Annotated in this window: 15 protein-coding genes; 2 read left to right on the top strand and 13 right to left on the bottom strand. The window is 48.3% G+C overall.

Translation table 11 applies throughout. The annotated features are described in order from the left end of the window. Nucleotides 1-36: 36 nt before the first annotated feature. The 13 genes from POREN0001_RS00185 to POREN0001_RS00125 form a co-directional block, all read right to left on the bottom strand. Nucleotides 37-1,005, bottom strand: coding sequence for a rhomboid family intramembrane serine protease (locus POREN0001_RS00185; RefSeq protein ID WP_004332083.1), 969 nt, complete (start codon nucleotides 1,003-1,005; stop codon nucleotides 37-39). After that, nucleotides 1,002-1,700, bottom strand: coding sequence for a rhomboid family intramembrane serine protease (locus tag POREN0001_RS00180; protein ID WP_004331986.1), 699 nt, complete (start codon nucleotides 1,698-1,700; stop codon nucleotides 1,002-1,004). The genes POREN0001_RS00185 and POREN0001_RS00180 overlap by 4 nt, the downstream gene beginning before the upstream one ends. Nucleotides 1,701-1,727: 27 nt before the next feature. Beyond that, nucleotides 1,728-4,733 (bottom strand): putative LPS assembly protein LptD, encoded by a 3,006-nt coding sequence (locus POREN0001_RS00175; RefSeq protein ID WP_224208865.1) that lies wholly within the window; start codon nucleotides 4,731-4,733, stop codon nucleotides 1,728-1,730. Between the two features lie 139 nt (nucleotides 4,734-4,872). Continuing rightward, nucleotides 4,873-5,808 (bottom strand): hypothetical protein, encoded by a 936-nt coding sequence (locus POREN0001_RS00170; RefSeq protein WP_004332148.1) that lies wholly within the window; start codon nucleotides 5,806-5,808, stop codon nucleotides 4,873-4,875. Nucleotides 5,809-5,847: 39 nt separating this feature from the next. Next, entirely contained in the window at nucleotides 5,848-6,492 is a 645-nt protein-coding gene (locus POREN0001_RS00165; RefSeq protein WP_004332111.1) for a DUF3256 family protein, read from the bottom strand. A 262-nt stretch (nucleotides 6,493-6,754) separates the two neighbouring features. Continuing rightward, nucleotides 6,755-8,374, bottom strand: coding sequence for a RagB/SusD family nutrient uptake outer membrane protein (locus POREN0001_RS00160; RefSeq protein ID WP_004332068.1), 1,620 nt, complete (start codon nucleotides 8,372-8,374; stop codon nucleotides 6,755-6,757). Between the two features lie 29 nt (nucleotides 8,375-8,403). Next, on the bottom strand, nucleotides 8,404-11,502 hold the full coding sequence (locus POREN0001_RS00155; RefSeq protein WP_040579847.1) for a SusC/RagA family TonB-linked outer membrane protein: 3,099 nt from the start codon (nucleotides 11,500-11,502) through the stop codon (nucleotides 8,404-8,406). A gap of 526 nt (nucleotides 11,503-12,028) precedes the next feature. Continuing rightward, nucleotides 12,029-12,814, bottom strand: coding sequence for a UDP-2,3-diacylglucosamine diphosphatase (locus POREN0001_RS00150; protein ID WP_004332209.1), 786 nt, complete (start codon nucleotides 12,812-12,814; stop codon nucleotides 12,029-12,031). 152 nt (nucleotides 12,815-12,966) lie between these two features. Then, nucleotides 12,967-13,284, bottom strand: coding sequence for a metal-sulfur cluster assembly factor (locus POREN0001_RS00145; RefSeq protein ID WP_004332156.1), 318 nt, complete (start codon nucleotides 13,282-13,284; stop codon nucleotides 12,967-12,969). An 83-nt stretch (nucleotides 13,285-13,367) separates the two neighbouring features. Then, nucleotides 13,368-15,518: a S46 family peptidase gene (locus POREN0001_RS00140; RefSeq protein WP_004332217.1), complete on the bottom strand. Its 2,151-nt coding sequence runs from the start codon at nucleotides 15,516-15,518 to the stop codon at nucleotides 13,368-13,370. A 13-nt stretch (nucleotides 15,519-15,531) separates the two neighbouring features. Then, nucleotides 15,532-16,041, bottom strand: a complete 510-nt coding sequence (locus tag POREN0001_RS00135) for a CYTH domain-containing protein (protein ID WP_004332176.1) — start codon at nucleotides 16,039-16,041, stop codon at nucleotides 15,532-15,534. A gap of 21 nt (nucleotides 16,042-16,062) precedes the next feature. After that, nucleotides 16,063-17,220 carry a DUF2027 domain-containing protein gene (locus tag POREN0001_RS00130; RefSeq protein WP_147286669.1) on the bottom strand — a complete coding sequence of 386 codons (1,158 nt, stop codon included), beginning with the start codon at nucleotides 17,218-17,220 and terminating at the stop codon, nucleotides 16,063-16,065. A gap of 204 nt (nucleotides 17,221-17,424) precedes the next feature. Beyond that, the gene (locus tag POREN0001_RS00125) at nucleotides 17,425-18,807 is read right to left on the bottom strand and encodes a tyrosine phenol-lyase (RefSeq protein ID WP_004332005.1); all 1,383 of its coding nucleotides are present in this window, start codon (nucleotides 18,805-18,807) and stop codon (nucleotides 17,425-17,427) included. Nucleotides 18,808-19,335: 528 nt separating this feature from the next. On the opposite strand from POREN0001_RS00125, the gene dnaX reads away from it, so the two are divergent. Together dnaX and POREN0001_RS00110 are read left to right on the top strand one after the other, a co-directional pair. Then, nucleotides 19,336-21,120 (top strand): DNA polymerase III subunit gamma/tau, encoded by a 1,785-nt coding sequence (dnaX, locus tag POREN0001_RS00115; RefSeq protein WP_004332233.1) that lies wholly within the window; start codon nucleotides 19,336-19,338, stop codon nucleotides 21,118-21,120. 52 nt (nucleotides 21,121-21,172) lie between these two features. Beyond that, complete coding sequence (locus POREN0001_RS00110) at nucleotides 21,173-22,369, top strand: C1 family peptidase (protein ID WP_004332304.1); 1,197 nt, start codon at nucleotides 21,173-21,175, stop codon at nucleotides 22,367-22,369. Nucleotides 22,370-22,439 lie beyond the last annotated feature (70 nt).

Below are 22,439 nucleotides of genomic sequence, written 5' to 3'. Positions count from 1 at the left end.
AGTTTATCCGAAGGTAGTACAAAGCTAGCAAAATAATTAGACTTTTGGGGCGTCTTGCCAAGAAGGTCTATCGAAAAGCAGGCTTCTCTCTTCATCGGAGAGAGCACTGTAGCCCGAGCGTTTCACTTTGTCAAGCACCTCCTCTAGGGTGGGACCGTCCGAAGCCTTGGGGGAAGAATCGACCGACGAAGAGTGAGCGGAAGTGCTATCTTCCGCGTCAAAAGAGGATTGAGTCGAAGATGCTTTTTCTCGACGTTGTTGCCGAGAGCTTCCTCCCCGAGAGGTCGTTTTTCGTCCCTTTAGAAGCGAAGCTACCCGATCACACAAGAGGGCTATCGGGCGCGTAACATCTACTCCACCCCTTAGGGAACGAGCAAAAATCAATCCCCACACAGCTCCCCCAATATGAGCAATAGAGCCCCCAACATTCCTATTCAGATTGAATAACAACGACGTTACAACAAAAATAAGAGCTACAACGTACAAGGAGAGGGATCCAACCCAAAGGAATCTGATTTTTTCTTTTGGGCAGTAACCTCCAATTGCTACAATCAACGAAAGAATGGCTGCCGAGGAGCCGTAAAGGGGCAGATGGATATAAAAGAGCCCCACGGCATCGAGAATCGAAAAAAGCAAGGGATAAAGGAAGCCTCCTAAAACCCCTCCCAAGATGTAGACAATATAGAATTGTCGGGAGGTGAGATGGACCAGAAAAAGGCGTCCAAAGATGTACAGAAGCAACATATTTACCACGAGATGACCGAGGTCGTTGTGGTACCACATATAGGTAAAGAGCGTCCAAGGTCTGTGCCCTAGGGTGTAAAGGCTCCCAGGAAGAGCGAGCTGGACGTCGATCCACGAAGAGGGAGCGGACAATAGTTGAAGTACAATTTTGAGAATCCAAAGGAGGAGCGTCCATCCTACCGTTATGCTAATCAGGCGGGATGCCGGAGATGATTGCTGCCAAAATGCACGCAAAGATGTGATATACCTCGGGCGGTTCATCGTACAACTCCTTTCTTTCTCCAAATGAGCAAGAGCACCAAGCCGCCTAACATCCCACCTAGATGGGCATAATGCGCAACGCCATCGCCGTAACTAGAGATACCCAAGAAAAGCTCCAGAAGCCCATAACCAATCACCATATACTTCGCCTTGATGGGAATAGGAATAAAGAAAAGGTACATAGGGACATTCGGGAAAAGCATCCCAAAAGCAAGGAGCAAGCCAAACACAGCACCCGAAGCTCCGATGGTTACAAAGAGGTTTAAGAAACTACGTAGGGAGAGCGTCTGTACTCCGTTAAGGTTAATCATCTCAGCTCCTGAGGAAACAACATCGTGCAACTCCGTAAACCAAAAGATCTCTTGGCAGACTCCTGCAACAACCAAACAGGTTACATAGAAGAATAGGTATCGCCACGACCCCATCCGCTGCTCCACCGCCCCTCCAAACATGAAGAGCGAAAACATATTGAAGATGATATGAGCCAAACTACTCGTATCGTGCAAAAAAGCATAAGTAAAAAGCTGAAAGGGGTAGAACGAATCCGCCGCGTAGTACTTGAGCCCCAGCACCTGCGAGAGGTCGAAACCAAGGCGAAGAAAAACAATCTGTGCCAACCAAATCAGTAAATTGATAAGGATAAGATTGAGAGTTACAGGGGGGATTCTCTGCTTGAGATGCTCGTAAACGTTCATAGTGTAGCGGATAAAATAAAAGGGGAATCAATACCAAGAGACATTATTGCTCGTTGTGAGATTGCTCTGCTGATACTTTAGATCTTTGAGGAGCTGCGACTTAACACCGATAGTAATCGTATAGCTCTTATAGGGACCAATGGGGATAACACTCGCCGAGAGCTGCCAGCAGTGCAAATCGCGCGAGATAGAAAGGGTCATATTGGTAATACGTTTGAGATCGAAGTTATAGTTGGCATCAAACATAAACGACCAGTTCTTTGTGGGCTTAAAATCCCCACGGAAACTTAGGTTATGAGTCAACTTATAACGAAACTCTTTGCGCTCCATATCAAAATTCGCACGGTCATAGCCTAGGTTCATACTGTAATTGAAAGAGAAATTCCAAGGGAAATTCCACAACACATACCCATCTGCGTCATGCTCTCCCAGGATCTCTTCCGACGTTCTTTGGCGAGACACAACTCCCTCCCCGGCTAGATTGATGGGGCCGGTCTGCGAAGGAGAAGCGTCGTTCCTAGGTGCCGAAGTATCGCCCAAAGGTGGCTCCTCAGGAGCATCACTACCTTTCTTCTTAAATACTTTATGGTAGAATGCCACTAGTTTACCCCAGCTCTGATTGTTAAATTGATAGCTAAAGCCGGTGCCGGTACCAATCAATCGGCCAAAGCCTTTACCATTGAGCAAACGAAGTTTATCAACGCGGAAGGGAATCGGTTTCCCATTTGAATCGAGGCGGTAATCGTAGAGATAAGTATCAAACTCCCCACTCAAGCGCAATGAAAAACGGGACGAAAAGCGAAAAGAAATGGAAGCGGAAATATTGCTCCAACGCAATGAGTCCGCCATCATGTTATAGCTTGCTCGCCAATCAAGTTGATCGATCAAACTAATCTTCTTAAAGGCCTCTTCGCTGTCCGTAGAGTCACTTTTGAGGGTACGGATTTTCATCTCCAAGTTGTTGGAGAAACTGAACGAAAGTGCGCCGGACTTGCCTCGACCGGGAGCCCCGAAGATACCGTTACGATAGAGATTGTAGGGTTCCTCGCGCCACTCTCCCTCGGGCGTTGTATACTGCACCGTGCGGTAATATCCCCAGAAAGGATCGCTAAAATCGGGGGTATACCCCAACGAGACAGAGGGCGTAATGCGGTGCCGTATCATCTGCACTTTATCTCCAAAGATTTTCCACGGCTTATAGAATCCGTACAGCGTAGTGGAGGCAGAGAGGGAGACACTGAAGTCATTGATATGATAGAAACCAAAAGTGGTATCAGCATCCACCAAGCGTTTCTTTTCGTCGTCGTAGCGCATAGTACTGCGGCTCGTGTACCACTTGGCGTTGTAGTTCACCGAAGGGGTAATACGAATGTAGTCGAAGAGGTCGAAGGAGGCAGATATGGGGATACTATGCTGCATCCCATTACGCCAGTCCCGCACTAGGCTACTCTGCAATATAAGATTCTCTTTGGTCGTAATGCTATTACGGAAAGAGCCCGAATAACTCATCGAGATTTTCTCATACCAACGTTCCTTGCCCACACGTTTTTTTCTCTTAAACGGGTAAATCGTACTGAGCGAAACAGAAAGGTTAGGTAGCGATACCGACAGGGTAGAGTCTCGCGACCGCTGGTCGATATTGAGCGCAGCCGTAAGAGAGAGAGGGATGCTGGTAAAGCGACGAGAATAGCTCACGCTAGATCCTTTTGTATTCTCGGCACGACGGTCGGGATCGTACATCCTATCTATCGAATTGTGATTGTAACTACTCGTAGAAAAGTTGACACTTGCCGAGAACGTGCGCAAGGGATCTACCTTTGGATCCTGCGTATGCGACCAATTGACGGTAAAATCCTTGCTCTTGGAGTAGTCTCCCGGGATCTGTTTATCCCCCCGAGACGTGGAGACGTAGCCTGCACTAAAATGCCCCGAATACATATAACGCCGTCGGTAATTAGACTCAAGCGAAAGTCCCCAAGAGCCTTTGGTATAAAGATCGGCACGAGCCGTCAGATCCACATAGTCGTTGATAGCGTAGTACAACCCCAAGCCTCGCAAATAGAAACCTCGATCTGCTTCCTCTCCATAGGAGGGCATGATAAGCCCGGAGGTGCGTTGCTCATTGAAAGGGAAAAAGCCAAAAGGCAACCCAATAAGATAGAGAGGAACTCCCCCCATTACCATGTAAGCGGGACCTGCCACTATGTTTTTGTCGGGGACAACTTTGGCTCTTGTGAGCTGGAGATAGAAGTGTGGATTGAGATGATTGTCGCACGTGGTATAGCGTCCTCCCTGTATATACATGGTATTGTCGGGCATGCGTTTTGCCTCATCACTCATCAAAAAGCCCTCACCCTGCTGGGTGAGAATGCCCGTTATATAGCCCTTTTCCGTCCGGAAGTTGTAGCGCATCGTCTCACTCTCAAACTTCTGTTTGCCGTCCGTAAAGGTGGGGTAAGCTATAGGATGTCCTACACTATCTAACACATACTGAGCATGCACCTCTGAGCTATCCGTATTGATATGCATGAAGTTGGACTGTATGTTCATCGACTGATAGTCCACCTTGCCCCTACCAAAGAAGTAAACACGATTTTGCCCCAGCATCACAATAGAATCCTCTGCGGCAAATTCGATCACACTCTCCAGTACAACAGGTTTTTCTTGCCCCTCGGGAGGAGTGGAGAGAGAATCCGGTTCTTCCTTTTTTTCTGACAAGCTACCCGGAAGTATCGTAGCGGGTAAAGAATCGGGCAATGCAGCCGGTCTCCCCAAAGAATCAGGAGGAAGAGAATCTAGTCCGAGGGGGGCTTCTTTGCCTACTTCGGTAGTAATCTCCGGTAAGATAGGGGCAGAAGACAAAGAAGAATCAGAAGCTAAAGTAAGAGTGTCTCTCGGGGTTTCATGGGGTAAAACAGCAGGCGAAGAAGAAACCGAAGGGCGACGCATCGTACACCCTCCTCCCAAGATTAGGAAGAAGAGTAGCAAAAAGGCAGTTATCCTATTACTCCACACAAAGTGCTCTGTACTCATACTGCGTTGACGTGCACTGCTGTCTTAACGCACAAAAGTACCTCTTTTTTTGCTGAGAGGGTATAGGATAAATCAAGATGTATGGGTTGCTCCAAAGAGAGCGTTCGGTAGACAGGCTCTCTCGCCTCACGCCTAGAGACTAATCGCGAAGGGTAAAAGAGGTGCGCCCGACCAGCGATCCATCGGCAAACAACTCCACACGATAAGTACCCACAAGCAGGGTCTCCGCCACATTCCAATAGAGCACGAAGGGTAGGTCTTCCCCGCCATATTCTATCTCTTTAGAAGCCGAAGAATGTAACGTGCTCCCTTCATAACTGAAGGCGGCTCCATCCCCGGCGAGGGGCTGGTCGTTAGGATTAAGGATGCGTAAATAGAGGATACGTCGCCCGGGTTGTGCCGTAACGTTACGCGCAATAGCCCCCTCTATCTTTATTGATTGTATCTTCTCAATCCGCTGAGTGGTACGCCCTCGTTTGTCGAGAGTTGCAGTCCGTAGACCTTGAGCTTCGAGACGTGCAGCACGAGCTACTTGGGCGGTAAGGGAATTTTTCTCCCCGGCCAGTCTACGAGACTCTGCCTCGGTCGCCTCTATGTGGTCGCTCATTTTCTGGTTTTCCTCCCGCAACTCCGTATTGATTCTCTGAAGCGAATCAATCTGCTCCACGTAGGATCGTAAAACTTTGCGAAGCGACGTAATCTCCTGAGACAGCTCATTAATGCGCTTAGCATCGGTATCTTTTACTGCGCGTAGCTCCTCCGTAAGCCTATTTATCTTAGCTTGAGCCTCCCCCAATTGATCGAGAAGAGAATCGGAAACTATGTGCAAACGGGGCTCTCCATAGCCGGAAGCTCCACGGATCTTCTGTGCTTGAATGCCAAACTCCTCCTCAAGTATGGAAAGCTCCTCCTGCATTTTGGCGCGCTCCATCTCCACAAGTTCTTTTTTCTCCTTATCCAAATGGCGACGCTCCCTAGAGAGAAGAGAAAAGAATAACAACCCCAAGAGAAAAATAACAACGACAAAAGCTGCTACAATAAGGAGTTTTTTTTGCTTAGAAGTAAGGGCTTGCATATAAAACTAAAGAGCTATCTCTCCAAACGGATTCGGGGGTTACTTAAGTTGAAAAGCTTTACGCCTCCACTTTAGACGAAGGGGTTCCGGACGTAGTAGGGTGCGCCAATGCTCTTTTTTTTCCTCCGTAGGAGCACTCTCCGGCACGAGCGAGACATTCAAAATTTCTTCGCTAGAAGAGAAAAAAATATAGCGCGAAAGCCCAAAAACTTTTGCTCTATCTTGATCGGATGCTTCAGGTAAAAGCAAATCGGTTATAGGGCAGCTCGGCAGAAAGCTCTCGGGCGGAAGCGTCTCGCCGCGTTTATTGAAAAAGGAAATGCTTGAGTAGACAAACGGCTCCTTTATCGTGGCAATACAACAAAGGATATCCCCTCCACTATGAGGTAAAGCAACCATCTCAAAAGAAAGTACTCCCGTTCCGAAAGAAAGGAAACGCTTGGTTCGATCCTCCACCTTGAGTACGAGAAGAGCCCCCAAGGCCTGTACCTCCACCTCCTGCGTAGGCTCGGCTTTTAGCAGAGACTCGCGAGCCTCAACATCCAAAAAGGGGATTGTACCCTCAGGTAAAGCTACGATAAGCTCCTCCAAAGACTGCGCCCGGAGGGACGAATGGGGTAGAGCTATCCAAAGAAAGGTGAATAAGCCCACAAACAAAGGGTGAACGAAGTTTCTCTTCTGCATAACTTGGGCAAAGATACAACAAAAAAAACATCCCCTCCCCTCCTGTGTTACTCTGCTCTATCCCCTTATTTTCTCTTCTTTTCTCCTCTAGCCCAATAGGCTTCTCGGGAAGGAAATCTCCACCTCCTTAGACCTGTAAAATAAAAAAAAACTCCCCCACTCTACAAGAGAGAGGGAGAGTTTTTTAGTAAGTATCGGAGAGGAGGCAAATCCCTTCCCCTAGCAGGGAAGCGGGATATGCGTTAGCCCCTCAAAAAGAATCTTAACGCCAGTTACGGAAGTTCTGGAGATTCTCATTGTTCTCGCGGTCGCGGAGAGGGAATTCCCAAATGAACATCTTATCACTAGCTTGCTTTTCGAGATCCTTGCCAACTTCTTGTACAGCATGAGGTGTACCAAAGATCTGCTCCCCAGCACTAGCAAGACCACCAGTTTGAGGTTCACTACGCTTGAAGCCCATCCCCCAACGTACAAGGTCGTTGGTACGGAAACCTTCACCCACAAGCTCACGTACACGCTCATTGCGGATTTCTTTCAGCACCTCATCCTTCGTACCAAAGTCTAGGGGATCAGGATATCCCGAGGAGAGACGAGACTTCTCAAGCTTAACAATGGTTTCGGCAGCATCTGAAGTCTTTCCAAGTTCAGCAAGAGCTTCTGCCTTGATAAGGTATGCCTCAGCTACATTGAAAAGGTGAACACCAAACTTGAATTCGAGGACTTTCTTGTCTGTATCAAGAGCCTTATTACCTGAATACTTTGTGAGAGTATTGAATTTAAAAGGCCAATCATCACGATAAAATCCCTTCGTACCGATGTACACTTCCTTACGAATATCATTTGCAGAATAGAGGTCTACAACCCACTTCTCCAACACGAGATAAGGAGTATAGTAGATAAACCAAGCCCTGCTCTTATCCTTATAGTCCCTAGGATTGCTATAACCCTCTTGATGACTACCAGCAAGGAGAGAACTGCGAACAGCTCCATCTTGGGCCGTGGCACGGAGACGAACTAGAATTTCAGGGCTGTCCTCAGTATGCCAAATCGAAGAAAGAGCTTTCGTCTTAGCAGCAGCATCTCCATCAACATTGATAGGATACTTATCCATGAAAGCATTGCAAGCATCTACAGCACCCTGCCAATCGTGCATTGTAAGACATACACGAGCCTTTATAGCGTAAGCATAGTCGCGAGTGAGGTAGATAGCTGGTTTTACATCCTTATTAGCTTCATCGGAAATATTAGCGATAGCAAAATCAAGGTCTTCAATCATAGCCTTGTAAACTTCTGCACGTGTTGCCTTCTTAGATTTAGCCCCTTTGAGAGGATCATACTGCTTCATCAAGATAATACCCGATTGCTCGTCATTATCTGTTGTGCCATCCCAAGGTTTAGAGAAACGTTGGATCAAACGCCAGTGTGCAAGAGCACGCATGATCTTAATTTCTCCGATGTACTGCTTGAGGAGAGTCTTCTCTTCGTCTGTAGTCTTATACTCAGCGCTAGCAATAAGCTCTTCCGCACGCATAATGAAGTAATTAGCCTGCATCAACGTTCTATAGTAGGCAGCGTAGTAAGAATTAATATTATCATGATCAAGAACAGACTGCTCCTGCCAGGTATAAAGCCCTTTGAGAGAGTTGTTATCAAGTTGCGTAAGGTGGAAAAGGTCTGTCTGTATATCTGCAGAATTCAGATTATTGGGAGACTCCACCCCAATAAGTAACGCATAGACGGCATCTCGGTTCTGCTTTGCCATCTTGATATCCTGGAAAGGCTCCTGCAGAGGAGTCCCTTCGGGCAAGCGCGTTATGTCGCACGATGTAAAGATCGTAGCAAACACGAGGATAGCGCTGAGGAAAAATGCTATTTTTTTCATCTGTCTAATTACGAATTATAGGTCTTTTATTAGAACATTAGTTGGATGCCACCAACGAATTGGCGCGTATTGGGGAATTTGTTCAGCGTAAGGCCACCGGCACTTGTTTCAGGGTCGAAGCCGTTATATTCCTTAGACGTAACGGTCAAGAGGTTACGAGCCGAAACATAAACCTTAGCTCCGGTGATCACCTTTTGTGTGCCAAATACGCTCTTCGGGAAAGTATAAGCCAATTGAATATTTTTAAGACGGAGGAAAGAAGAGTTTTCCAAGAAACGATCATCAACTACCGTTTGTTCGTCAAATTTAGGAGCTGTCACCTTTGCCTTTTCCTCGTCAGTTAGATCATCTCTCCACTCGTTATTAAGTTTCTTAGAACGGTTAAGCATCATAAATCCTCCACTTACGTTGTTTTCGAGGAAGTAACGGTCATTATTGAGAGAATAAACACCTGCGAGGAAAGTCCAGTCCATCGTAAGAGAGAGCTGCTTCTTCCAAGTTACACCCATCTGAAGACCTCCTGAGAAAGGAGCATTGAGCAAAGCATGCTCAATACGGTGCTTCAAGGCATCACTATACTCAGTTGTTGTTTCTTTGGTTACATTTCCATTTGCATCAAGCTTGTACCACATTTGCTTACCGGTTTTGGGATCAACACCTGCATACGAAGCTTGGTAGAATACCATAGACTTGCCTACGGCATAGTGAATTTCGCCTACGCGGTAACCATCTTTATTGGTCTTTTCACTAAAGAGGTTATCAATGCGCTCTTTGTTGTAGTTCAGGGTTGCCGAAACGTAAGCATCCCAATCTTTGGTACGAAGGAAGTTGTAGTTAACTGTGAGGTCAATACCGCGGTTGGTCATGGCACCCACATTTTCCCAACGAGATGAATAACCTGTAGAGTAAGGGAGAGGTACATTCATCAACATGTCGGTAGTCTTTCTGTTATAGAATGCGAGGTCTACAGTAAGAGCATCATTCCACATACCATAGTCAACACCAACGCTCAACATACCTTGACGTTCCCAAGCGAGATCGTCGTTACCAATAGAGGTAACACCAAATGCGAGTTCGTCTGTATAGTTAATGGTACCTGTGCGAGCATAGGATGCGTAGAGAGGAATTGAGGAGTTACCCTGTGTACCATAGTTAGCTTTAAGACGGAGCGAACTCACAACCCCCTTATCAGAAACTACACCCGAACGGATGAAGTCGTACATACCACCAACAGAGAAGAAGGTAGCAGCTTGGTGCTTAGCACCAAAGCGAGAAGAGCGGTCGTTACGGAGCGTAAAGTCGAATGCCATGTAATCCTTGAAGAGGTAGTTTACACGACCGAAGAGAGAGAAGTAAGCATAAGCCGTACGGTACTGGCTGGGGAGAGTTAGATAATTACCCTTCATACCATGGCTCAACATCATAAACCTGTCGTTCGTAAGGCCTTTGGCACGTGCTGAGAAGCCTTCGCTCTTGCTATCTACGAATTCCTGACCGAGGAGGAACGTGAAGTTATTGTTATCGCTCTGCTTCCACTTGTACTCAGCCGTATTGGTCCAGGTAATGGCATAAGAGCCGTCATAAGACTGTCTATTGATACCATAACCACTCACTTCGGGATGCTTGGGATATAGGAGCATTTCATCACGACTGAAAACCATATCTACACCGGCTTGGCTCTTGAGAATAAGGTCGTCAACGGGGCGAAGTTGTGCATATGCAGAACCACCAAAACGATAGCTATTAGACCCCTCCTTTACAAACTTAGCTTTGTATTCGGGGTTGTAGAGGACAGCATCCGTGATTGCAGGATAGAGACGGTGGAAAGTAAGATAGTCTGCCCTAGTGTTGGTAGAATTACCATTAGCATCACGAGTATATGGGCTATAGTAACGTGGGATAGTGAGTGCACCAAATGTACCACCATCAACATAGGCACTATTGAAAGCATCTGCAGAGATTTGCTGTACAAGACCTCCAGAAATATTGACACCAACACGGAGCCAAGATTTTACACGGGCATCAATGTTGCTACGGAGGTTAATCTTATTATACCTTGAGATTGAGTTAGAGATCCCTTCCTGAGTGAAGTACCCCCCAGACACATAGTAGGAAACGTTGTCAGTACCTCCGGATATAGACATATCTGCCTGGAACGTAGGAGCCTTCTTTCCGAGGAAGAAAGAGAGCCAGTCATAATCGCGTCCAACAGTAGCGGTATAGTCGCCATTTTCATCCTGCGTCACAGTTCCATCGAAAGCTGTTCCCTGGAATCCATCCAAGAATCTCTTACGAGCAGCCTTACCATCGGTATGACGGAGTTGATATTCGATAAGCTCCTGCCCTGTCATCATCTGACGCATAGGACGATCGCTGATGAGAGAAGAGATACCATACATGGCATTGAGAGAAATACGCCCATCCTCGTTGAGTTTACCACGCTTGGTAGTAATTACGATAACCCCATTGGCAGCACGAGCACCATAAATTGAGGTAGAAGAAGCATCCTTAAGTACAGTAATAGACTCAAAGTCATTGGGGTTCATGGCCATAACCACGCTAGCAGATGTCTGTACACCATCTATGATATAAAGAGGTGCCCCCCCTGCTCCAAGAGAAGCATTACCGTGGATTTGTACCGAAGCAGCAGCGTTAGGATCCCCACTAGAGGTCTGTACCTGCATACCAGCAACCTGACCTTGGAGTCCGTCCATTACGTTAGCGACGGGTTTGTTCTCCAGTTTTTCGCTAGAAACGCGAGCTACAGAACCCGATACGGTGCTAAGTTTCTGACCAGAGCCATAACCTACAACAACAACGGTTTCCATCACCTCGGTATCCGAAGCAAGCACCACGTTCATGACGCTCTTCACGTCCAAAACTTGTGTCTTCATCCCCACAAATGAGAACTGAAGCTGCTTTGCATTGCTTGGAACGGAAATCTGGAACTTCCCTTCTAAGTTGGTCGTAGTACCAATGTTGGTATGCCCCACGACTACAATGTTTGCGCCAGGGATAGGTTCGTTGTCTTCTGCCGAAGTAACGGTACCTGTCACTGTTCTATTCTGGGCTACAGCCCAACCCAACCCCATCATCAGGGTAAGGAAGAATAGTGCCAATCTTTTCATAGACATTTCTTTTTCCTTGTTACTAATTTGATTATCTGTTCTTTTTTTATTCTCTAAAGCCATAAGGGAGAGGGAAGATTTGGAGGATGATTATCGCCCTGTAACCCAAAGAAGGAACGAGTAGCACTCACGAGAAAAAGGGCGACCGCTACACAACGTGGGGCGATTGTCCTATCTTCTTTGTCGCGCTCTAGCACGCTCTACCTTTTCTTCTCTCTTCTACTCTCTCCTAAGTAGTATCTTATTTCATATCTTTCTCTGTGGCTAGGAGCGTAATCCCTACATAGTATGGGAATCCACTTAAGGCACCAGAACTCACCTCGGGGAGGAGAAAGGGAGCCCCCTCTCTCTAAAGACGGCACTCGGTGCTAACCTTTTCATAATCGGCATATTGGCAAGAAACACCTGCACTCTCCGCGAGAAATGCACAACGCTCTTGCGTTTTATACTGGGGACAAATATAGTAATTTATCACTATATAGCAACTGATTCCGAGCAAATCACCACCCAAAAACATCAAAAGGGTTCATCCATTCATTGGAAGGTCGGATAGCTCAAACGTTTCAAGAGAAAGCTCCCGACCGTTCCACACTGCATAGCTATTGTAATGAAGCCAATCTCCCAAGATAAGGAGCCGCTGCCCCTCTCCCAGCATCAGATCTACCAGCAAGTGACGATGTCCAAAGAGGAAGTATTGTACATGGGAGAATTGCTCACGGCGAGCTTTAACCCAACGCACCAACCATTCATCCTCGAGGTGAAAATAGGGATTATCGCCCCCATAAGTGGCAGACTGCTTCTGCAGCCCCTTTCGCCTACTCCGCTCGCTAAGCCCGAGAGCCAGCCCTACCGTCCAACGCGGATGCACGGCAGCGTAAAGCCGTTGTGCCCACCTTGCACGGAAAAGCCTGTACATCGCATCATTAACCCAACGCTCCTTTCGATACTCCTCATCCCCATGTGAAAGACGAAAAGTAGCTCCGCCCAACTGCACCTCCATGGCATGATCTACAACGTGTGCGCCCAACTCCTTTTCGAAGTAATCGCGCATCCACACATCATGATTTCCTTGGAAGAAATAAATCTCCACCCCTTTGTCTGCCAACTCGGCCACCTTACCCAGGAAACGCACATAGCCCTTGGGTACCACATGACGATACTCAAACCAATAATCGAACATATCTCCCAAAAAGTAGATGGCCTCGGCATCGGGTGCAATTGCATCCAGCCAAGCCACCAACCTACGCTCCACAGCCGAAGCATCAGGGTGATAGTGCGAACCTAAGTGCGCGTCGCTTGTAAAGTAAATCACAGAGTATCGAATCTATTTTTATGAGAAGGGTAGAACTTCTAAAAACGCAGGGTGGAAAATAAAAAAGTCTAGGGCAAGATTTCTGAGAAAATCAGGCAGAAATGAAAAAATTCTTGGGCAAAAAGGGAGACAACTTTTGGGCAAGGATTTGCTTAGAGGAAGCCGAGCTCCAATTTTGCCTCTTCGCTCATCATCTCCCGATTCCACTCAGGCTCGAAAGTCAATTCGATATCGCAGCGAGAGACTCCTTTCACGCTCTCAGCCTTTAGGCGCACATCTTCCAAAATGAAATCTGCCGCAGGGCAATTGGGAGCCGTGAGGGTCATCGTAATGGTTACTAGCCCATCCTCCTTTATATCCACATTATATATAAGCCCCAAGTCGTAAACATTTACGGGGATCTCGGGGTCGTAGACCGTGCGAAGCATGCGCACAATGTCTTCCTCTAATTTCAGAAATTCATTCTCCATAACTTACGAAAAAGAGATGGTAGTCCAAGCTCTACAGCAAAGGGAATACCATCTCTTCTATTTTGATTTAAAACAATATTGGGTTAGAACTGCGGTTGGATCTCATCAATCAGACGCTGGCAACCTGCAAACTTATCTATAATAAAGAGCAGGTAACGGATGTCCAAGATGATACTCCTTTGGTAGTTGGGGAGATATTCTATGTCACCACCTACACCCTCCCAGTTGCGGTCGAAATTGAGTCCGATAAGCTCGCCACGGGCATTCATCACGGGGCTACCTGAGTTACCACCCGTTGTGTGGGTTGTTGCACAGAAATTGACCGGCATCGAGCCATCCGAATTGGCATAACGGCCATAATTCTTGGCTTCGTAGAGAGCCTTTAGCTTGGGATCCACGACATACTCCCAGTTATTGGGATCCTCTTTTTCCATTACTCCCTCTAGGGTACTCTTGGCTCCATAGGTCACCACATCACGCGGTTGATACCCCTTGATCTCACCATAGGTAAAGCGGAGTGTTAGGTTGGCATCGGGAGCAAGATTGGGTTGCCCCTTCATGTCAAGCACGGAGGCAACATAGGAGCGTTGCGCCGCAGCGAGCGGAGCGTCAAAAGCAGCCACCTCTTTTGCCAGCTTTTGGTGCTCATAGGCGACAGATGCTGCAAAACGGCTCATAGGGTCGCGCAAGAGACGATCTCGATCGGGATTTTTCATAAACTCCTCGAAACGCTCACGGGAGGCATAGATAGATTTATCAAAAATCATCTCTACATACGCTTTGGCAGATCCGTACTCGGCAATACCCTCACGTATAGAAATGGGTTGCTTCTCAGCAGGGATTCGCTCGGCATAGCGAGTCAGAAGAGCGATGGCCAAGGCCTTTTCCACTTCGGGGCTATAGTCCTTATTAAAGAAGGCTTCGAACTGCTTGCGAATCGATTGCAAGCCGGCTTCTCGCCTTGCAGGGTCGTCCCAATGATCTGCGATATCACTATCGGCAGCAGGAGCATTGCTCATCTCAATACCCATTAGAATCCCCTCTAGGAGATAACGCTGACGCATCCGAAGATCCTGACGTCCCTCTATCGCTTTACTGATAGCCCGAACGGCCTCTTCGGTTGTGGCAATACCCTTTTGCTTTGCCCAAGCCAGCACCTCTTGTTGCTGAGCCAACTTGATCTCACGAAGAGAGCGGCGGCGAATAGCCCAGTTGGCCCCTTGTGCTCTCTTGTAGCCATTCTGACTAGAGGCATATTTAGCGGCATACATGATATTGATCTTGGGATCGGCAAGCATCTCACGCAGCATCACATCCTGGAGAATCCCTCGCATCTCTATACGAATGTTGTTGTCAATTTCGCTCCACTCAGTCACCTCATCAGCCGTAAAGAACTTATAAGTCGTACCGGGGTAGCCCATGATGAGGGCAAAATCTCCCTCCTTTACGCCTTGAGCATTAACCTTGACCCAACGCTTGGGGCGGTAGGGAACGTTATCTTTTGAGTACTCAGCCGGATTGCCATTCTTATCGGCATAAAGACGGAAAATAGAGAAGTCTCCCGTATGGCGTGGCCAAGCCCAGTTGTCGGTATCGCTACCAAACTTCCCAATAGAGCTGGGAGGAGCAGCTACTAAACGGACATCGCGGAATACCTTTTTGGTAAACATATAGTAGCGATTACCCCCATAGAAAGCCTTAATCTCGTAGCGATACCCAGGGCGCGAAGCAGCCTTCTTACCCACGATCTCGGGGGCAAGAGAGGAGAGGTATCTTGGCGAGAGGAACTCCAGCCCCGAGGGCTTTTTGATGCGTTCCAGCTCCTTCTTTACCGCGGCGGTTACATCTGTTATCTCGTCTACAATCTCCACTTCCAAACCTGGATTTACAAGCTCTTCTGCCAAAGAATAGCTCCAGAAACCATCTTTGAGGTAGTTGTGTTGTACACTACTGTGCTTCTGTATCTGGTCGTAGCCACAGTGATGGTTGGTAAGAAGCAGGCCTTGATTCGAAACCAATACACCCGTACATCCCCCATCAAACATCACCACCGCATCCTTGAGCGACGAGCCGTTGGGATTATAAATATCGGCAGCTTCTAGTTGCATCCCGAGGGATTTCATCCGCGCTACCTGTCCGTTGATTTGCTGCATTAACCACATTCCCCCATCGGCATAGGCGAGTGTGGAGCAGACAAATGCTAACAAAAGAGTAAGAAAAAATCGTTTGTTCATAAGTTTATGCTACTTAAGTATTGGACGGTTGTTTGCTCTGGTCGGCAGCAGGGAAAGGGTACTGCCCCACTCGCGCCAGCGCACTATTGTAATAACGAACATCTCCGGTAACTTCTTCCCCCACCCAAGAGGGGAGCGAAGGCTGAGCCTCTAAACTCGGGAGCTCTACCTCGGCAATGATAAGCCCCTCAAGCTCCTCATGAAAGACATCTACCTCCCACAAAAAAGAGGCATAGGGTATGTAATAGCGAGTTTTGCACACCTTGCCCTCATGCCCCTGCGCGAGGAGAGTCTGTCCCTCCGCCGGAGAGATCTCACGCTCCACCTCCTCTCGCACTAAACCATCGGGAGAAGAAAGTCCTTTGATCGTGAGATATACTTTATCATCTAGAAAGCGAACACGACGCACACCCCCAGATTCGTCTTGGTGTAGATAGTACTGACATATAGAGACATGCCTCTCTGCAGCCTCTAAAAAGACCTTATCCTTGACGAGAAACTTGCGTTCGATCTCTAGAGCCATACCCTACACTATAATAGAATGCTAGTGAATTGTCACCTTAGTGGCACCAAAGCCGTACTCTTGGAATGAGGCATCTTGAGCCGAAGCTTTTGGGTAACGCTTACGCAAATCATCGAGGACAGCTTTGCGAAGGATCCCCTCACCCTTACCATGAATAAAGATGATTTCCATCCCCTTATTCTTAAGGTGCTTATCCATAGTTTCCCTAAAAACCGACAACTGATGCTGCAAGATATCATGGTGAGACATACCCTGCAACGTCGTGAGCAACTCCGCTGCGTGCAAATCCACTACCAGCGGCTCTTTATGCGCTTTTCGCTTCTCCTCGCGCTGGGGGCGAGCAGGCTCTTTTTGAGCTCTGGGCATCTTAATGGATTCTGCCAAGGCTTCAAGGTCTGCAGGAGCTACTGTGGCGTGACGCGATTTGTCCTGCTCCACAAGAGGGAGCACAAGGGCATCTTCGTCAAAAAACGGGTTATCTACGTAACAATGACGCTTAAAGAACTTGACCCCATCGGGCTTGAAAGCGATTGAGACCGGCTCCTTATGCTTATAGGCTTTATGGGGTTTATAGGGAAGGAAAGAAAGGTGTAAACACTCCCGATCATTCAGCTCTGCAAGGGGGATGGTATCGACCAACAGTTTAGTATCGCGCTCTATTATCCCCGTAGAGACAAGGCGGTAATAGCCATTGCTCTGCTGGGCAGACAACGTGTAATATCCGTGGTAATTGCTATCATTGATCAGGTAACACTCGAGCGGAGAATTGCCGAATGTAACAAAGTCCTCCGGCAACCATGCGATATAAATAGAGAGCTGTTCGCCCTCGGGACGCTCCGGAAGGAAAGTCTGAGGAGGTGGAAGTTCCTCTTTTTTATGTTGGGATACTGTATGAGAAGGGGTCGGCACTACCTTTTGGGATGCCTGTGAAGACCCGGCGCGACGCTCTCGCTTTGCCTCTTTTTCCTCCTGAATCTCTCGCGGAGTACGATAGGCAGGCACAAAAGTATCACGCTCATTAACCACGACACACTCATGCAAAGGGGTGGGCAACTCAAAGCCATCGTCCCCCTCTACCCAAGCTACCTTCCCTTCAATACGGCGCACGATGCCTCCTCCTTGGGCATTCAAAAAACGCACTCGATCTCCTACAGATGCTTTTACCATTACTTCTAACACACTCTAGTGGTACAGAGAGAAAGGAAACCCAACTCCCCTCTCTCGGAGGTGAAAGTTAGGACATAAGACTTCGCCTTTCTCTTCGGCGAAGTTACGGTTTTCCGAAATAATAAACGACACACCCCCGCCCTTATTGAGATTTTACTCCACAACAAAGGGCGAGGGTACGTATCGAATCCTGAAGAAGAAACTTAAAGCAAAGAATTAGATCTCTTCGAAACGAGCCGTAAAGAAGCGGAGCTGCTTAGGCTCATACACAAAGCGCAATCCTCGGATGGTTTCTTTGTGCTTGAAGAGACGAATCACCCCGTCTGCCACAACGTCCATATGCTTATACGTGTAGACACGGCGAGGGATGGTGAGACGTACCGTCTCTAGTTTGGGAGTATGATTCTCCCCTGTCTTATTATCACGACCTGCCGATACAATACCACGCTCCATACTGCGCACGCCACTCTCCACATAGAGGTTTGCGGCCAAGCTCTGGGCTGGGAATTGCTCTTGTGTGAGGTGCGGACAGAAGCGGCGAGCATCGAGGAAGACGGCATGCCCCCCTACCGGCTCAATAATGGGTACCCCTGCCTCCTTGAGCAAATCACCCAAATAGCGTACTTGTAATACTCGGTGACGGATATACTCGTACTGCATCGACTCTTCCAAACCAATGGCCATTGCCTCCATATCGCGGCCTGCCATACCTCCATACGAAGGCATACCTTCATAGACAACCACCATCTCTTTGGCATCTTGGAATAGGTGCTCATCGTTCATGCAAAGGAAGCCGCCAATGTTTACCAAACAGTCTTTCTTACCGCTCATCGTGCAGCCGTCGGCATAGCTAAACATCTCAAGAACAATTTCGGTAATGCTCTTATCGGCAAACCCTTCTTCCTGTTCTTTGATGAAATAGGCGTTCTCTACACAGCGAGTTGCATCGTAGAAGACCTTAATACCATACTTGTTGGTAAGTTCACGTACAGCCCGCATGTTTGCCATGGAGACAGGCTGCCCACCGGCTAGGTTCACCGTAACGGCAAGGCAGACGTAGGCAATGTTTTCTGCGCCTTTCTCGTCAATAAGGCGCTGTAACTTATTGAGGTCGATATTCCCTTTGAAGGGGATGTCGAGCGTGGCATCGTGGGCTTCGTCGCGGATTATATCCACAAATATCCCTCCATTGCGCTCTTGGTGATAGCGAGTGGTGGTAAAGTACATATTACCGGGTACGTACTGCCCCGGCTTGATGGCAATCTGACTCAAGATATTTTCTGCCCCACGCCCTTGATGGGTAGGCACAATATATTTGAACCCGAAGAGACGACGCACCGTGTCTTGCAGGCGATGGAAATTGCGACTACCGGCATACGCCTCATCGCCCACCATCATACCACCCCACTGGCGATCGCTCATTGCGTTCGTGCCACTATCGGTAAGAAGGTCGATATATACGTCTTTGGAGTTGATTAGGAAGGTGTTGTAACCGGCTTCCTTTACTACTCTCAATCTCTCTTCACGGTCGATCATGGCAACCGGTTCTACGCTCTTGATGCGAAACGGCTCTGCGGGATACTTGCTAAAATCAATCATATGTCTTTATCAATTAAGGGTTATTACTTCACGCTACATCGGGGGAAATCCACTACGAAATCACCCACGGCGCAAATATAAGCGATTTATTCCCCACGCGTGCAATTAGGCAAAATATACATCAATCAGGCAGCAAAATGACACCAAAACGATAAGAAAATGAATAAATCACTCACAAAAACGGAATATAATACAGCCTAATTCTTTTCCTTTCCGCCCTATACTCAAAATTTCGCCGCCCAAGAAATTTTCATCCCTAGGGCAAGCTCTTCGAGGGGATCAATCCGGGAATAGAAGCGATTACGAGCAACTCTCCCCATACAATAAACCAACGAACGTATGAGACAATACGCCCCTTATATGTAATAGGTGTACCGCTACAGGCCTGCCATGCCCGGCAAGGGACTTCGGCTTTCCCCTGCCGCTTCCCACCCTCCCCAGGCATAAGTCAGTTGGGTATTCTCGCAACAATACGTACATTTGTAGCAAGATAGACTTTAGAGGTCTACCTAGTGCGTTGCAATCATTATGAGTGAAAAGTTTGTAGTATCAGCCCGGAAATTTCGTCCGGACTCCTTCGAGAGCTTACTAGGTCAAGAGGCTGTAAGTGAAACTCTCCGAAGGGCTATTTTACAGCAGAAGACGGCGCACGCCTATCTTTTTTGCGGCCCAAGAGGGGTAGGAAAGACCTCCGCAGCCCGTATTTTTGCTAGAGCCATCAATTGCGCGTCGCCCCTTGCTAGCGGCGAGGCGTGCGGCGAGTGTGATAGTTGCCGAGCCTTTGCCGAGCAGCGTTCTTTCAACGTTTTTGAGATGGACGCGGCCTCCAACAACTCTGCCAACGACATACGCCAGCTCATCGAGGAGGTAAACATTCCTCCCCAAGTAGGGCGTTACAAAATCTATATCATCGACGAGGTGCACATGCTCTCGACGGCGGCGTTCAACGCCTTCCTCAAAACGCTGGAGGAGCCACCCGAGTATGTCGTCTTCATCATGGCTACCACCGAGAAGCAAAAGATACTTCCCACCATCCTCTCTCGCTGCCAAGTATTCGACTTCAAACCCATCCCTAGCGATGTTATCATAGGGCAGTTGCGGCATATTGCCCAGCTAGAAGAGATCCAAGTAGAGGAGAAGGCTCTAGAGCTCATTGCCCGAAAAGCCGATGGAGGGATGCGCGATGCCCTCTCAGTATTCGACCGAATAGCGAGCTATACCGATGGCGAAGTATCCTATAGTCGTACCCTAGAGAGCCTCAACATCCTAGACGACGATTACTACTTCCGCTTCGTGGACCTTCTCGTACACAACGACTATGCCTCTACCCTCCTTCTCCTAGACGAACTCATCATGCGAGGCTTCGACCCTAGGACGATTGTCTTGGGGCTGACCGACTTCTTGCGCAACCTTCTCTTAGCATTCGACCCACAGACGCTGCCTCTTTTGCACTTAACCAAAGAGACAGAGGCCTCATATAATCAATTGGCTCAGGCTTCCGGACGCGGATTTTTGTACCAAGCGATCGCAAAACTGATGGAGTGTCTCAAAGAGTATCGCAATAGCAATGCTAAGCGACTTTTGGTAGAAATGACTCTCCTCTCCCTCACCTCGCTTGCTCAAGAAAGGGTTTCGGCAAGCCACACCCCCAATCAACGCCCAACACCGGCAGCGACACCGCCCTCTGCGCCAAGTCCTGTAGCCGCTCCCAGACCACAACCAATCGCGGCTCCGGCTCCGGCACGCCCTAGTGCTCCACCCACCCCTCGCCAAACAGGAGCTTCCACAGAGGCTCCACAATCCATTGACCTACCCAAGCCACCCCCAACGGCTAGCATGGCAGCGCCTCGCCCTGTAGCTCCGGCTCCTCGTCCCGCGGTAGCTCCTTCGCCCACTGCGACTTCTGCAGCTGCCCCCAAGGCTCCCACTCAAGAGAAACGGTCCTTTACTGAGACCGAAATGCAGATTGCGTGGAACGCCTATGCAGAGGAACATTTGCAAAAGAACCTCTTTCTCAAGAACGCCTTCAATGAGGTACTACCCAAGCTCCACAACGGCACAGAGATAGAGGCAATCATGTTTAATATGCTGCAAGTGAACGCTGTAGAACGCATAAAGGGTTCCCTCCTAAGCTACCTCCGAAGTGCGCTACACAATAGCGACATTACGCTACAAGTGCGGCAGATCGAGACTATAGAAGAGGAACGCAGCCAACGAAGCATCACGCCACTAGAGCTCTTCCGCTCCCTGGCTGCCGAGCCACAAACGCCTCTTCATCAGTTTATCCAAGCGCTCAAGTTGCGCCCTCTCTAGACCCAAAAGATATTCACAATAGAAATTATATAAGTACAAAACAAAAAGAATCATGCGAAAGATTTCGATTGCACTCTTAGCCGGACTTTTGTCGTTGGGATGCCTCAACGCACAAGACGCTAAGGTAGAAACCAACCAATTCACGGTCGTAAAAGAGCTTCCCATCACCTCTATTAAGGATCAGGGGAACTCAGGAACGTGCTGGTCTTACTCTACGATTGGCTTCCTCGAAGCCGAACTCCTCCGTATGGGCAGGCCCGAATACGACCTCTCGGACATGTTCGTGGTAAGCCACAGCTACCGTGATAAAGCCGATAAGTACGTGCGTCTCCACGGCAAACTCAACTTCGGTCAGGGTGGTTCATTCTACGATGTACTCTACGTATTCAAGCACTATGGTGCTGTACCCGAAGAGGTAATGACAGGGCTTAACTACGGCACAAAGCGCAATGCGCACAACGAAATGGCAGATGCAGCTAAGGGCTATCTCGATGCCATTGTCAAGAACTCAAACGAAAAGCTCTCTCCCGTATGGCGTAAGGCTTTCGATGCCATGATTGATGGTTACTTGGGCGAACTTCCTCAGAACTTCACCTACAAAGGCAAGAGCTACACGCCCATGACCTTTGCTAAGAGCCTCGGTATAAATGCAGATGACTACGTATCTCTTACGAGCTATACGCACCACCCCTTCTACACAAAGTTCGGTCTCGAAATTGAAGACAACTGGCGCTGGAGCGATAGTTACAACCTCCCCATCGACGAACTTATGCAGGTAATGCGTAACGCTATCCAGACGGGTTATCCCATCGCTTGGGGTGCCGACGTGAGCGAAGTTGGCTTCAATCGCGACGGAATCGGTGTACTTGCCGACGTAGAGGCTATCGAAACCGCAGGTTCGGATCAAGCTCGCTGGATTGGTCTAAGCACCGCTGCTCGCCGTGCAGAGATCCTAAAGCAAATCAACACTCCCGACTGCCCCGAGATCAATCCAACTCAAGAATATCGCCAAAAGTGCTTCGATAACTATACCCTAACCGATGACCACGGGATGGTTATCTACGGTATGGCTAAGAACCAAGCTGGTCGCCCCTTCTTCATGATTAAGAACTCATGGGGAGAAGCCGGTGCCTACAAGGGTATTTGGTACATCAGCGAAAACTATGCAGCCGGTCGCACGATGAATATCGTTGTTCACAAGAACGCACTACCCAAGGCAATTGCCCAAAAATTGGGTATCAAGCTCTAAGCAATGATTGCCACACGCTAAACCAAAGAATAGCAGGGGGGAATACCGAACGAGTTCGCTCAGGAAAGTA

It is taken from the genome of Porphyromonas endodontalis ATCC 35406 (assembly GCF_000174815.1).
GTDB lineage: Bacteria > Bacteroidota > Bacteroidia > Bacteroidales > Porphyromonadaceae > Porphyromonas > Porphyromonas endodontalis.
Note: the sequence above shows the minus strand (reverse complement) of the source record. Positions and strands in the feature narration are given on the sequence as shown.